This is a genomic window from uncultured Allobosea sp. (assembly GCF_945957345.1).
GTDB lineage: Bacteria > Pseudomonadota > Alphaproteobacteria > Rhizobiales > Beijerinckiaceae > Allobosea.
In genome coordinates, this window is record NZ_CAMFKW010000004.1 from 155,518 (window position 1) to 168,632 (window position 13,115).

At 65.2% G+C, this 13,115-nt stretch carries 14 protein-coding genes; 9 read left to right on the forward strand and 5 right to left on the reverse strand.

Going from position 1 to position 13,115, the window contains the following annotated elements; genetic code table 11:
• Nucleotides 1-45: 45 nt before the first annotated feature.
• Nucleotides 46-351, reverse strand: coding sequence for a hypothetical protein (locus Q0Q36_RS03415; protein ID WP_293795516.1), 306 nt, complete (start codon nucleotides 349-351; stop codon nucleotides 46-48).
• Between the two features lie 102 nt (nucleotides 352-453).
• Complete coding sequence (locus Q0Q36_RS03420; RefSeq protein WP_293795517.1) at nucleotides 454-1,542, reverse strand: hypothetical protein; 1,089 nt, start codon at nucleotides 1,540-1,542, stop codon at nucleotides 454-456.
• 480 nt (nucleotides 1,543-2,022) lie between these two features.
• Here Q0Q36_RS03420 and Q0Q36_RS03425 point away from each other — a divergent pair, with 480 nt between their 5' ends.
• From Q0Q36_RS03425 to Q0Q36_RS03435, 3 genes are all read left to right on the forward strand, one after another.
• On the forward strand, nucleotides 2,023-3,057 hold the full coding sequence (locus Q0Q36_RS03425) for an aspartate-semialdehyde dehydrogenase (RefSeq protein ID WP_293795518.1): 1,035 nt from the start codon (nucleotides 2,023-2,025) through the stop codon (nucleotides 3,055-3,057).
• 146 nt (nucleotides 3,058-3,203) lie between these two features.
• On the forward strand, nucleotides 3,204-4,136 hold the full coding sequence (locus Q0Q36_RS03430) for a DMT family transporter (RefSeq protein WP_293795519.1): 933 nt from the start codon (nucleotides 3,204-3,206) through the stop codon (nucleotides 4,134-4,136).
• Nucleotides 4,137-4,255: 119 nt separating this feature from the next.
• Complete coding sequence (locus Q0Q36_RS03435; protein ID WP_293795521.1) at nucleotides 4,256-4,756, forward strand: histidine kinase; 501 nt, start codon at nucleotides 4,256-4,258, stop codon at nucleotides 4,754-4,756.
• A 10-nt stretch (nucleotides 4,757-4,766) separates the two neighbouring features.
• On the opposite strand, the gene Q0Q36_RS03440 is transcribed toward Q0Q36_RS03435, so the two are convergent.
• Entirely contained in the window at nucleotides 4,767-5,450 is a 684-nt protein-coding gene (locus Q0Q36_RS03440; RefSeq protein ID WP_293795523.1) for a TetR/AcrR family transcriptional regulator, read from the reverse strand.
• Nucleotides 5,451-5,599: 149 nt separating this feature from the next.
• Here Q0Q36_RS03440 and Q0Q36_RS03445 point away from each other — a divergent pair, with 149 nt between their 5' ends.
• From Q0Q36_RS03445 to bfr, 5 genes are all read left to right on the forward strand, one after another.
• Nucleotides 5,600-6,796, forward strand: a complete 1,197-nt coding sequence (locus Q0Q36_RS03445; RefSeq protein WP_293795524.1) for an HlyD family secretion protein — start codon at nucleotides 5,600-5,602, stop codon at nucleotides 6,794-6,796.
• Between the two features lie 185 nt (nucleotides 6,797-6,981).
• Nucleotides 6,982-8,571, forward strand: coding sequence for a DHA2 family efflux MFS transporter permease subunit (locus tag Q0Q36_RS03450; RefSeq protein ID WP_293795527.1), 1,590 nt, complete (start codon nucleotides 6,982-6,984; stop codon nucleotides 8,569-8,571).
• Nucleotides 8,572-8,811: 240 nt separating this feature from the next.
• Nucleotides 8,812-9,345 (forward strand): iron response transcriptional regulator IrrA, encoded by a 534-nt coding sequence (gene irrA / locus Q0Q36_RS03455; protein WP_293795528.1) that lies wholly within the window; start codon nucleotides 8,812-8,814, stop codon nucleotides 9,343-9,345.
• The gene (locus Q0Q36_RS03460; protein WP_293795529.1) at nucleotides 9,342-9,629 is read left to right on the forward strand and encodes a (2Fe-2S)-binding protein; all 288 of its coding nucleotides are present in this window, start codon (nucleotides 9,342-9,344) and stop codon (nucleotides 9,627-9,629) included. The genes irrA and Q0Q36_RS03460 overlap by 4 nt, the downstream gene beginning before the upstream one ends.
• A 108-nt stretch (nucleotides 9,630-9,737) precedes the next feature.
• On the forward strand, nucleotides 9,738-10,232 hold the full coding sequence (bfr, locus tag Q0Q36_RS03465) for a bacterioferritin (RefSeq protein WP_293795531.1): 495 nt from the start codon (nucleotides 9,738-9,740) through the stop codon (nucleotides 10,230-10,232).
• 110 nt (nucleotides 10,233-10,342) lie between these two features.
• On the opposite strand, the gene Q0Q36_RS03470 is transcribed toward bfr, so the two are convergent.
• The gene (locus tag Q0Q36_RS03470) at nucleotides 10,343-11,023 is read right to left on the reverse strand and encodes a cold-shock protein (protein ID WP_293795533.1); all 681 of its coding nucleotides are present in this window, start codon (nucleotides 11,021-11,023) and stop codon (nucleotides 10,343-10,345) included.
• A gap of 371 nt (nucleotides 11,024-11,394) precedes the next feature.
• Here Q0Q36_RS03470 and Q0Q36_RS03475 point away from each other — a divergent pair, with 371 nt between their 5' ends.
• Nucleotides 11,395-11,967: a GNAT family N-acetyltransferase gene (locus Q0Q36_RS03475; protein WP_293795535.1), complete on the forward strand. Its 573-nt coding sequence runs from the start codon at nucleotides 11,395-11,397 to the stop codon at nucleotides 11,965-11,967.
• An 84-nt stretch (nucleotides 11,968-12,051) separates the two neighbouring features.
• Here Q0Q36_RS03475 and Q0Q36_RS03480 read toward each other — a convergent pair whose 3' ends face one another.
• Nucleotides 12,052-12,774: an AprI/Inh family metalloprotease inhibitor gene (locus Q0Q36_RS03480; protein WP_293795537.1), complete on the reverse strand. Its 723-nt coding sequence runs from the start codon at nucleotides 12,772-12,774 to the stop codon at nucleotides 12,052-12,054.
• Between the last annotated feature and the right edge of the window lie 341 nt (nucleotides 12,775-13,115).

The window sequence follows — 13,115 nt, forward strand, 5'->3', positions numbered from 1 at the left end:
CACGGGATGACAGGCGCCCTTAAAGACAAGCGCCCTTCAATCCTCTCAGAACCGCGGCGTCGCGAACGTATTCGCGAACGGGTTCGTGCCCGCTCCGATGCGGCCGGGCAGGGTGCCTTCGCCGTAGAGGTCGCCCGTGCTGGCATAGACCGGCGAGGCCGACATGTGCTGGCTGGCATAGCGGTTCAGCGAGCCGACCGGCACGACATTGCCGGGATCGAGATAGCTGCGCTTCTGGACGGTGATGCGCAGCGGGCCGCGGCGGTTCTGGGCTTCGGCGATGCCTGCCATGACAGTCGATGCCGTCACGGCGACGGCGATGAGGGCGGCAACGCGCTTGAACGGCATCATGACGGCGATCTCCGGGAGCGGACTGATCCACTCGATGTAAGCATCGAAAAACCGGCCGGAAGACTAGCACCGCCTCGTTAACAACTTTGTTAGCGCGTTTGATCAGCGCTGATGACGGGGCTTCTTCCCACGGCGCTGGCGAGGCTCGGCTGCGGGCTTCGTGGACTCGGCGGCCGCGGTCTTGACGCGCAGGGCCGGCATCGTGCCGTCGGCGTCGAGCCAGGAGACCTTGCGGCCGGTCGCGGAGAGGCGCGGCGTCGCGCAACCCGATTGGCGATGGAGTTCGCTGCGGGCGAAGGCAGCGCGCAATTCCGGCTCGGCGCCGGCATTGGCGAGGTCGAGACGGTCGATCAGGCAGGTCAATTGCTTGCGGTCGCTCGGTTTCGCGCCAGCGCACCACCAGCCGCTCATCGCGAAGGGTGCGTCAGTCCCGACCGTGCGGAAGGCGAGGCAGGCGCGGCTCTCGCTGCCGTCACCGAGTACAACATCGGCGGTTTCGAGCGGGCCGAAGCGGGTCTCGATCGCGGCCGGCGTACCGCCGCGCTCGACGGCGAGGCTGCGGATCGCAGCAGCGTGAACCAGGGTGACCGTGAAAGAATTCGGGCTCGCCGCGATGCCGTCGCCCGTCCTCAGGCGCAGCGAGAGATGGGGGGCGGAACCCGCGAAGGAACCGAAGCTCATGAGGTCCTCACGCTGGCCACCATCCTGGCTACGGCGGGCTTCGATCGCTGGTGCTTCGCGGCCAAGCTCCGGTGCCTCCAGATTAAAGATCGCGATCGGGCGGGCAATGGCGATCCAGTCTGCCTCGGCCGAGGCGAGGAGCGGCCTGCGGCCGCCCGCAATGGTCTGGGTCGTGGCCGCTGCCACGGGGGATGCCAGACTGGTGAGTTGGGACTGGCCATCGCCGTTCCCGGACAGGCCGGTGACGAGGGCCGCCGTCAGGCTGATGCCGCCGAGAGCGGCGGCGATGCGCCAGGCGAGAGCGCCCGGCAAGCCGAAGCCACGACGCGGCATGAGGCGGCGACCGATGCGGCAGGCGGCCCGGCATGCCGCTTCGACCCGGTCGGCACAGGTGATGAGAAAGGGGACGAGATCGATGGCGGTGGCACGCGCCCATGCGCTGCGGCAGAGCGCGCCGGCGCGGGACAAGCCGGACCGAAGCTGCAGCAGCAGCGGCCGAAACCTGGCCATCAATTCATCAGAACGCAAACGCAACCCGTCACTCCCGCGCGGCGAAACAGGGCCACGCATTCCTCACTCAGGCGGGCAGGCTGAACTTCGGGAGTCGCCGTGGGGTTACCGGAAAGGGGCGATCGGCCGACAGCGTGAACGGGAGGTCAACGATCACGGTTAATGGGGGCCGGGCTTGCGACTATGAGGAGGAGATTGACTTTTCGCCGTTCCCGGTGTTCTGACAGGGCGTGGTGCAAGGTTGCGCCGCCTAGCGAAGCTTTCAGCCCTTCGGGATTGGCTCTGTGACTGTCCGTCTGACGACGACGAAACTCACGACCAAAACGACGACCGGGAAAGCCGGTACGTCGCGCTGACGCTTCGCCTCGGTTCCGGGTCCATCTCCCCCCGGCGGGGAGAGATCGCCGAACCCGCCCGAGACCGGTGCGGGGCGGCCCCCAAAGGGAGACCCGAACCGCCTTATCCGCAAAGGATCACATCATGAGCTTCAAGGTCGCAGTCGTCGGAGCAACCGGCAATGTAGGCCGCGAGATGCTGGACATTCTCGCCGAGCGCGCCTTCCCCGTCGGCGAGGTCGTGGCACTCGCCTCTTCGCGCTCGGTCGGTACCGAGGTCTCGTTCGGCGACAAGACGCTGAAGTGCCGGGCGCTCGAGCATTACGATTTCTCCGACACCGATATCTGCCTGATGTCGGCGGGCGGCGATGTCTCGAAGGCGTGGTCGCCGAAGATCGGCGCGCAAGGCTGTGTCGTCATCGACAATTCCTCGGCCTTCCGCATGCATCCCGACGTGCCGCTGATCGTGCCCGAGGTGAACGCCGCCGCTGCCGCCGGCTTCACCAAGATGAACATCATCGCCAATCCGAACTGCTCGACCGCGCAGCTCGTCGTCGCCTTGAAGCCGCTGCACGACAAGTTCGGCATCAAGCGCGTCGTCGTCTCGACCTACCAGTCGGTCTCCGGCGCCGGCAAGGAAGGCATGGACGAGCTGTTCAACCAGACCCGCGCCGTGTTCTCGGCCGGCGAGGTCACCACCAAGAAGTTCCCGAAGCGCATCTCCTTCAACCTCATTCCGCAGATCGACGTCTTCATGGAGGACGGCTTCACCAAGGAAGAGTGGAAGATGGTGGTCGAGACCAAGAAGATCCTCGACAAGAAGATCAAGCTGACCGCGACCTGCGTGCGCGTGCCGGTCTTCATCGGCCATTCCGAGAGCGTGAACATCGAGTGCGAGAAGCCGATCACCGCCGAGGAGGCGCGCGAGGTTCTGCGCACCGCGCCGGGCATTCTCGTGATCGATAAGCACGAGCCGGGTGGCTACATCACCCCGCATGAGGCGGCCGGCGAAGACGCGACCTATATTTCGCGCATCCGCGAGGACTCGACCGTCGAGAACGGCCTCGCCTTCTGGTGCGTCTCCGACAACCTGCGCAAGGGCGCGGCGCTGAACGCGGTGCAGATCGCCGAAGTTCTGGTCAACCGCAAGCTGATCCAGCCGCGCAAGCAGGCGGCCTAGGTCAAGCTGTGCCGTCTGTCCCTGCCTGCAAACCGGGCAGGGTCGTCGACGATTTCCACGCGCATGGGCGGGTGACCGTCTTTGCGTGTGGCTAAGTAAGGCAAACGGGCTAAGGCTTGCGCATCTCCTGTGCGTGAATCGAGCCCTTGCCCAACGCTCCTCTTCCTGAAACGCCGGTCGTCGCTTCGCAGGATGGCAAGCCGCTGCGCATCGACAATTCAGCGCGCGGCATCGCGCTTCTGCTGCTCTCGTCGATTTTCATGTGCAGCGGCGATATCGCTTCCAAATATCTCGCGATCAATCTACCTGCGCTGCAAATCAGCTGGATGCGCTACGGCACCTTCGCCGCGATCATGCTCGTCACCATCGCCTTCACCGGCGGCTTCCGCAGGATGAGCACACGCCGGCCGGGCCTGCAGCTGCTGCGGGCTTTGGGCGTGACCATCTCCTCGATCCTGTTCGTTGCGGGCTTGCGCGACCTGCCGATGGCGGACGCGACCGCCACCTCTTTCGTCTCGCCGCTCTTCGTGACGGCGCTCTCCATTCCCATCCTGGGCGAAATCGTCGGCTGGCGGCGCTGGCTCGCCACGATCGTCGGGCTGATCGGCGTGCTGGTCGTGGTGCGTCCCGGCGGTGCCGGCTTTCATGGCGCCTCGTTCTTCGTTCTCGGCTCGTCGTTCTTCTGGGCGTTTTCGCTGATCATGACCCGGATGATGAGCCGCACCGAGATTCCGGTGGTCACGCTGGCCTATTCCGCCACGATCGGCTTCATCCTGCTGTCGCTGGCCGTGCCGTTCAGCTGGCAGGCGCTCGATCTCAAGGCGATCCTGATCGGCCTCTTCATCGGCAGCATCTCGACGATCGGGCATATCTTCCTGATCCAGGCGTTCCGCTATGCGGATGCTTCGCTGCTGGCGCCCTTCGCCTATTCCCAGCTGCTCTGGTCCTCGATCTTCGGCTACCTGGTCTTTGCCGCGATCCCGGATGTCTGGACCTATGTCGGCGCCGCGATCATCGCGGCTTCGGGGCTCTACACCGCCCATCGCGAGCGTATCCGTGCCAGGCAGGTCGCCGGCTGACGGTTGGTAACCAAGGATTGTGATCGGGGCGGGCTTGCGTCTTTGGAGGCGTGGCAGCGCAGTGATGTTGCTATAGGGTGACGTTGCGCTACCCGGCGTCTCCTTCCCAGGAACAACCTATGTCTCTCCATCTCGCACGCGCGGTTTTCGCCGCCAGCCTTTTCCTGCTGCCTGGGCTCGCAAGCGCCAAGACCTATTCGATTCCCGACCCCAATCCCGTCGCGGTCATCACGATGCCGGAGGATTGGGAATCCACCGAGATCGCCAAGGGCGTCGAATCGACCTCGGATGACGAGGCCGTCTACATCTCGGTCGAGGTGACCGAGCTGAAGGACGCCGCGCAATCCATCGCCGAAGCGGTCACCTGGCTGAAGAGCAAGGGCGTCGTCGTCGACCCCGCGACGCAGGAGAAGAAGCCGTTCTCCAACAATGGCATGGAGGGCGTTCAGGTGCAGTGGACCGGCAAGGACGAGGATGGTCCCACCCATGTCAGCCTGACGCTGCTGCAGGTCACCGAGACCAAGGGCCTCGTCGTGACCTACTGGGCCTCGCCCGAGGGCGAGAAGGAGAACCTCAAGGATCTGGCCTCGATCATCGACAGCCTGAAGGCGATCAAATAAGGCGCTTCGATCAGCGTGGGGCCGGCTCGGCGCCGGCTCCGCGTCCATAGCGCGCCATGAACATCGCGATCGCCTCGCCGACGACGCGATTGATTTCCTCGTCGCTCGGTGGCGTGCGGACGGCGTTGAACAGGCGCGGGCGCGTCAGGGTCGACTGGCAGAGATCGAGGAACTGGACGGCGGCGAGATAGGTGTCGTCGATCGCGAGCTTGCCCTCGGCGACCATGCGGTCGAGATAGCGGGCGATCAGCCGCGAGCCGAGCATCGGGCCGTTCTCGTAGAATTCCCGGCCGAGATCGGGCATGCGCTCGGCCACGCCGATGACGACGCGATGCGCGCTGACCGCGAGCTCGCCATTGATCATCCTGACGATGCAGAGCCCGAACCGGCTCAAGGCCCGCACGGGGTCGGAATCCTCATTCAGGGCCTCGATGGCGCCGCGTTTCTGAATCTCGCGCTCGCGCTGGATCAGGTCGACGAAAAGGTGCTCCTTGTCCTCGAAATAGACGTAGAGCGTGCCTTTCGAGACGTTCGCCGCGGCGGCGATATCGTTCATGCTGGCAGCGTCGAAGCCGCGCGAGGTGAAAACCTGAAGCGCACCGTCGAGAATCTGGCGGCGCTTGTCGGGATCGGCGCCGGCGATCCGGCGATTGCGGGGGCCCGTCTTTACCGGGGCTTCAGAGGTTTCCGACATTCTGTTCCCGCCCGGTCTGCGGGCGCTGCATGGCGACTGCGAAAAAAGAATCGAACCAATCAGTTCGATTTGACTTGATATGCATTATTGCTCGCGCTATTTCAAGCGCAATCGAACCGAGCGGTTCGAATTGACATGCAGGACGACCAATGTCTGCTGAGACCGCATCCGAACACCGCCGCGACCGGCTGAAGCTGGTCGATGCCAAGGCCGAGACCGCCCAGCCGGCCGAGCCCACCGCCCGCGACGCACAGGCGAAGAGCGCCCCGCCCGAGGCGGCAGAAGCCAAGGCCAAATCCGGAAAGAGCCCGCTCAAGCGCGGCGCGCTGTTCCTGGTTGCAGCGGCTGCCGTCGGCGCCGGGCTCTGGTACGGTATCGACTGGTGGCGCAATGGCCGCTTCATCGTCTCGACCGACGATGCCTATGTCGGCGCCGAAATGGCGACCGTTTCGGCCAAGCTCTCCGCCAATATCGCCACCGTCTCGGTGCGCCAGAACCAGGAGGTCAAGGCCGGGCAGCCGCTCGTCGCGCTCGACGATGGCGACTGGCGTATCGCGCTCGACAGCGCTCGCGCCAAGACCGCCACGGCGCAGGCGACGCTCGCCCGCATCGATAGTCAGGTCGAGGCGGCGCGCGCCGCCCAGATGCAGGCGCAGGCACAGCAGAATTCGGCCGAGGCGGCGGTGACGCGCACGGCTGCCGATTTCGAGCGTGCCAGCAGCCTCGCCGCCAAGTCCTTCGGCTCGCAGGCGACGCTCGATGCCGCCACCGCGGCTCGCGATCAGGCCATCGCCTCTGTCGCGAGCGCCAAGGCTGGCGTCGTGCAGGCGCAGGCCAATATCAAGGTTCTGGAAGCGCAGCGTGTCGAGGCCGCCCGCCAGATCGACGAGCTCAAGGTTGCCGAGCAAAAGGCCGAGCGCGATCTCTCCTTCATGAAGATCGCCGCGCCGATCGACGGCGTCGTCGCCAACACCAATATGCAGATCGGCGATCTCGTCGGCGCCGGCAAGCGCCTGATGTCGATCGTTCCGCTCGACCAGGTCTATGTCGACGCCAATTTCAAGGAGACGCAGGTCGGCCCGCTGAAGACCGGCGACAAGGCCAGCATCACGGTCGATGCCTTGCCGGGTGAGGTCTTCCACGGCACGGTCAGCGGCATCGCCGGCGGCACGGGCTCGGTGTTCACGCTGCTGCCGCCCGACAATGCGACCGGCAACTTCACCAAGATCGTGCAGCGCGTGCCGGTGCGCATCATGCTCGACCGCGAGTCGACGGCGAAGCATGTGCTGCGGCCGGGCATGTCGGTCGTGGTCTCGATCGATCCGCGGCCGGCCGCGCAGCATTGATCAAGCGGGTCATCCCGCACGCGCAGCGGCATGCAATGCCGCTGCGCAGATGCGGGGCAAGACGAGATACGACTGGCTCCCGCCGCTGTGAGGGCGCCTCTTTCTGATGACGGTCCCGTGTTTGCGCAGCAGCGTTTCACGCTGCAGCGCGCACGGGATGACACCCCGAGGAAAGGTAGGCCGCCATGGCCACCGCGACCCTGAACCCGGGCGCAGGCGCCAAGCCCGCCGAAGACGCCATCCCCTTACGCCGGATCTTCGCCTTCATGGCGATGGTCTTCGGCATGTTCATGGCGATCCTGGACATCCAGATCGTCTCGGCCTCGCTCGCCGAGATCCAGGCCGGCCTGTCCGCCTCCTCGGACGAGATCGCCTGGGTCCAGACGGCCTATCTGATCGCCGAAGTCATCATGATCCCGCTGTCGGGCTATCTCAGCCGGGCGCTGTCGACGCGGGTGTTCTTCTCGATCGCGGCGGCGGGCTTCACCATCTCCAGCGTGCTCTGCGCCCAGGCTTCCTCGATCAACGAGATGATCCTGTGGCGCGCGGTGCAGGGCTTCATCGGCGGCGGCATGATTCCCGGCGTCTTCGCCGCGGCCTTCACGATCTTCCCGCCCTCGAAGCGCCCGGTCGTCTCGCCCTTGATCGGCCTCGTCGCGACGCTGGCCCCGACCATCGGCCCGACAGTCGGCGGCTATCTCAGCCACGCCTTCTCCTGGCACTGGCTCTTCCTCGTCAATGTGGTGCCGGGCATCGGCGTCACCATCGCGGCCTGGACGCTGATCGATTTCGACAAGCCTGACCACAGCCTGATCAAGCGCTTCGACTGGCTTGGCCTTGCCGGCATGGCCGCCTTCCTCGGCAGCCTCGAATATGTGCTGGAGGAGGGGACGCGGCTCGACTGGTTCCAGAGCCACGAGATCATGTTCTTCTCGGTCGTGATGGTCTTCGGCGCGGTGCTGTTCTTCTGGCGGGCGCTGACGCGCGACGATCCGCTGGTCGATCTCTACGCGTTCAGGAACCGCAACTTCGCCTTCGGCTCGCTGTTTTCATTCTGCATGGGCATCGGCCTCTACGGGCTGACCTATCTCTACCCGGTCTATCTCGGCCGCATCCGCGGCTATGACGCGCTGATGATCGGCGAGACCATGTTCGTCACCGGCCTGTGCATGTTCTTCACCGCGCCGATCGCCGGGCGGCTCTCGGCGAAGCTCGACCCGCGCATCATGATGATGATCGGTTTCGGCGGCTTCGCGCTGGGGACCTGGATCGCCTCGGGCATCACCTCGGACTGGGATTTCTACGAGCTCCTGCTGCCACAGGTGCTGCGCGGCTGTTCGCTGATGCTGTGCATGGTGCCGATCAACAATATCGCGCTGGGGTCGCTGCCACCGCAGCAACTCAAGAACGCCTCGGGCCTGTACAATCTCACGCGCAATCTCGGCGGCGCGGTCGGGCTTGCCATCATCAACACGATGCTGAACACGCGCACCGACCTGCACATCACCCGGCTGCACGAGATGGTCGTGGCAGGGCGGCAGGTGGCGGAGGAGGCGATCGCCAACACCGCGCAGCGCTTCATCGACTACGGCGACGCGGCGCAGACCATGGCGCTGGCCTTGGTCAACCAGCGTGTCCACAAGCAGGCGCTGGTCATGGCCTTCGGCGACGTGTTCATCGGCCTGACCGCGATCTTCGGGAGCCTCGTCCTGATGTCCCTGTTCCTGAGCAAGCCGCCGAAGCCTGTCGCAGGCGGCGGGGGCGGCGGCCACTAGGCCGCATCCCCCGGAAGAGCACCTTCGCCGGCCGAGGCCGGTCCCGTCGGCAGGGCAGACCATGTGTTCACCGCGCGACATCGGCGCGGTTTGCATGCCGATGTGCTGTGGGCGCTGCCCGATGTCGCAGCCACGAAGATTGACATCTGAGGGATGCTTCGCCAAATATGGTAATAATATCAGTAGTTTAGATGTTTTCTAAACTACGCTGCCGAGTTTCGGCGTGTGGAAGGCGTTACGATGAGCGTTCTGGCGAGCAAGGATCAGAATCACAAGCCCGTGGCGGGCGATCATATCCCGTGGCCGCAGAAAAACCCGACGAGCTGCCCGATCAGCGCGGTGAAGGCGCGGCTCCGGACAGCGGGCCTGCGCCCGACGCGCCAGCGCATGGCTCTGGGCTGGCTGCTCTTCGCCAAGGGCGATCGTCATGTCAGCGCCGAGATGCTCTATGAGGAAGCGCTGCGGGCGCGCGAGCCGCTTTCGCTCGCGACCGTCTACAACACGCTGCGCCAATTCTCCGAGGCCGGCCTGCTGCGCCAGGTCTCGGTCTCCGGGCCGAAGACCTTCTTCGACACCAATGTGTCGGAGCACCATCATTTCTACAACGAGGACGACGAGACCGTCACCGACATCCCGGGCTCGATGATCCAGGTCGCCGGCCTGCCGGACGCGCCGGAGGGCATGATGATCGCCTCGGTCGAGGTCATCGTGCGCCTGCGCAGCGCCGATGGCGAGGAGATCGAGACCAAGCGGGCGGTGGGCCACCACGCGTGATCGTCTGCTCCTGCAACGTCCTGTCCTGCGGCCAGATCAAGGGCACGATCGCTGCCGATGGCAGCGGCCCCCGGACAGCCGGAGAGGTCTATGACTGCCTGGGCTGCAGCCCGGATTGCGGACGTTGCGCGCGTGAAGTGCGGGCCCTTTTGGCCGAAGCTCGCGCCGTCTGTGCGACGCAATGCGGTAGCTGCGCCAGCCGCGAGATCGAATGCGCGGTGCATGTTTCGGTCGGGCGCATGCTCGACGGGATCGAGCTCGCCGAGGAGAGCGTCGCGGCCTGATCGCCGGCGCTTCGATCAAAAGCTCTGAAGCTGCTTTTTGCCTCTTCACTTCCGGAAAGACCCTGTCTACATTAGTATCATTCTAATGTGGATTGCGGAGTGCACCCGATGAAGGGCGATAAGAAGGTCATCGAGTATCTCAACAAGGGGCTGCGCTCGGAGCTCACCGCCATCAACCAGTACTGGCTGCACTACCGCATGCTGGACAACTGGGGCCTGAAGGAGATGGCCAAGACCTGGAAGAAGGAATCGATCGAGGAGATGGTCCATGCCGACCGCTTCGTCGACCGTATCCTCTTCCTCGAAGGTTTCCCGAACCTGCAGACGCTCGACCAGCTGCGCATCGGCGAGACCGTCAAGGAAGTCATCGAGTGCGATCTCAAAGCCGAGGTCGAGGCCCGCTCGCTCTATCAGGAAGCGGCGAAATATTGCCGCGAGGTCGGCGACTATCCGTCCGAGGACCTGTTCAAGGCCCTGATGAAGGACGAGGAAGGCCATATCGACTTCTTGGAGACGCAGCTCGACCTGATCGGGCGCGTCGGCATCGAACTCTACACCCAGAAGCATATCGGCGGCCTGGAAGGCGACGATCACGAGCATTGAGTCGGAAAGAGGCGCGCCGCTTCGGCGGCGCGCCTCCTGTCGCTAGACATGCAAAAAGAAAAGGCCCGCCGGATGGCGGGCCTTTATTATTTCAGCGAAGCTGTGCCGGATCAGATGAAGCTGACGTCGGCGGCTTCCGGGCCCTTGCGGCCGGTGCGGATCGAGAAGCGCACGCGCTGCCCGTCCATCGGCGGCTGGAGGCCGCTGCGGCCGAGCGACGAGACGTGCAGGAACACGTCCGGGCCGCCCTTGTCGGGGGCAATGAAGCCGAAGCCGCGATCCGAGTTGAAGAACTTCACGGCGCCATCATAGGGGCCTTCCACCGGGCCGCTGTTGCGATCCTGGAAGCCACCGCCGCCGCGCGGACCACGATCACCGCCGCCGAAGCCGCCGCGATCACGATCGCCGTAGCCGCCGCGATCGCCGCCGAAGCTGCCGCGATCCCGGTCGCCATAACCGCCGCCGCCGAAATCATCGCGCGGAGGACGGGGCGAGAAAGCGCGGGGTGCCGGCGCGGTCTGCGTGGCCGTCGAGGCGTCGATCTCGTGAACAGCAACGACCTGAAGGCCGCGGCGGCCTTCGCCGAGATCGGCGACGATCGTCGCGCCCGGCAGCAGGTCCTGCTGATCGAGCGGGCCGATGGCCGAGACATGCAAGAAGACATCGCCCGAACCGTCGGAGGGCGATGCGAAACCGAACCCCTTCTCGGGGTCGAACCACTTGACCTTGGCTTCGATGTTTTCGTGCGTGACGAAAGGCTGGGCAGCGGGAGGCTTGCGACGATCGAACATGGATCTTCAAATATGAGTGACCGGGAGCACGCAACTTAGCGCATGCCGGGCGTGCCGTCATCGGGGTCAATGCGAAATTATTGCACGTCATTTTACGGCGCAATAGTGGTTTTTTCGCTTGCCGTTCCTAACGTCACATAGGGCGTTTGTCATGCGCGCGGTGCATGTCATGGCGCGTTTATCGCTCGGATTTTCCACTGGGTCGGCGAAAATGCCGCAGGTCGCGCCCTTGCAATCAGGCGCCGGCGGCACGATGTGAGTTTCAAGTTAGGGAAGACAACGCCTCCTGGTCGGTTAGCGCGGCACGTGCGCAGTTCAGGAGATGACAATTGGTCCGTTCGCGACAATCCGGCAAAAGGGCCGGCGATGGCGTGATCCGGCGGCTGTGGCCGACGGAGCGCGATCTGTTCAGAGAGCATCTGCTCAGGCTCGATCCCGTCACGCGCCATCAGCGCTTCGGCACGGCGGTGAATGACGAGTTCCTCGAATCCTATGCCAGGACGACGTTCAATGTCGGCGGGCTAGTCTATGCCTATGTGGTCGAAGGCGTGGTGCGTGGCGCGGCCGAATTGCGTGGTCTCGACGACATCATCGCGCTGACCGGCGAGGCTGCTTTCAGCGTCGAGACGCCATGGCGGCGGCGTGGGGTCGGTTCGCAATTGTTCGGCCGGCTGATCACGGCGGCGCGCAATCGTGGCGTCCGCACGCTTTATCTGACCTGTCTGCCGGAGAATAGGGCAATGCGCCGTCTCGCGGCGAAGTTCGAGGCCGATCTCGTCAGCGGCTATGCCGATGTCGAGGGCGTCATCGCTACCGGCGCTCCGACGCCCTTCACGATCCTCGACGAGGCGCTGGATAACGCCAAGGGCTTCGCGACGATGGCCTTGGCGCTCCAGAAGAGCTTCTGGCCCAGCGCGTTCCTTGCGCGGACGCTCAGAGCCTGAGTTCACGCAAGATCAGAGCCCTTCCGCGTTGTTCGAAGCGCGGGAGGGCTCTGTCTGTTTGATCGGGTGTTTCGAGAGGCCGCCTTATCGGTTCAGCGACAGCGAGGCGCCGGACTTGGTGACCGCGCCGTCGAGCGCGCCGGAGCCGGAGCTTCGCAGCCGGGCCGCGACCGTGCCGCCCTGCTGGTAGAGATAGACCTCGCCATCCCGGAAATCCCAGGCCGAGATCTTCTGCAGCTCCTTGTTCGTGCAACCGGACGAGGAGGCGCGGTAGAGATCCAGCGTCGGCGTGCTCGACAATTGCACGCGGCAGGAGCCGCCGGTCGCCTCGCGAGCCGTCCAGCCGCCGACCATGCCGTCGCGGCTGGCCGAGGGGCGGGGAGTGGCCGCCGGGGCCGGGCCGAGGCCTGCGACCTGATTGTTGCTGCCGCGCAGGCCGGGGTCCTGCCCCGGCTGGCCGGTCGGAGGCAGACCCTGCGGCTGGCCTTGCGGAGCAGCGCCGGCATTGGGATCGAAGAACGGGTCCTGCGGCGGGGGCAAGGCACCGCCCTGCGGGCCACCGGCGACGGGATAGCCGCCAGCCTGGGGCGGCGCTGCGGGATAGCCACCCGGCGGCGGCAGAGGCTCCGAGGTAATCGGGGCGGAACTGATCGGCGGCGATGAGGGCAGGGGCTGGCTGTAGGAGGGCTGGTTCATCACCGGCCCGCTGAAGCGCTGCGAGCCGGCGCAGGCCGTCAGCGCCAGCAGAGGCAGCAGGGCGGCGGCGCGCGCCAGTTTGGCGGTCGATGCAGTCTTGATCGTCGTCATCAGGCGCGGGTTCCGATCTCGGTCAGCCGAACGTTGCGTCATTATCAGAAAACGCGATGAACGCGGCATGAGCATGGTCTAGCGCAGCGCCGCGGCGTTGCGAACCCTCGATATCGGCTTCGGTTCCCGTTACGGGGCTCAATTCCATGAAAATGGCCTGCGCGCCGGTGCGGGCAGGCCATATCCAGTTATTATCCGGAGGGGAGCGTGTCAGCCCGCCTTGCGCTTGTTCTGGCGATTGGCGACGAGGTCGTCGACGACGGCGGGATCGGCCAGGGTCGAGGTGTCGCCGAGCGCGCCGTACTCGTCCTCGGCGATCTTGCGCAGGATGCGGCGCATGA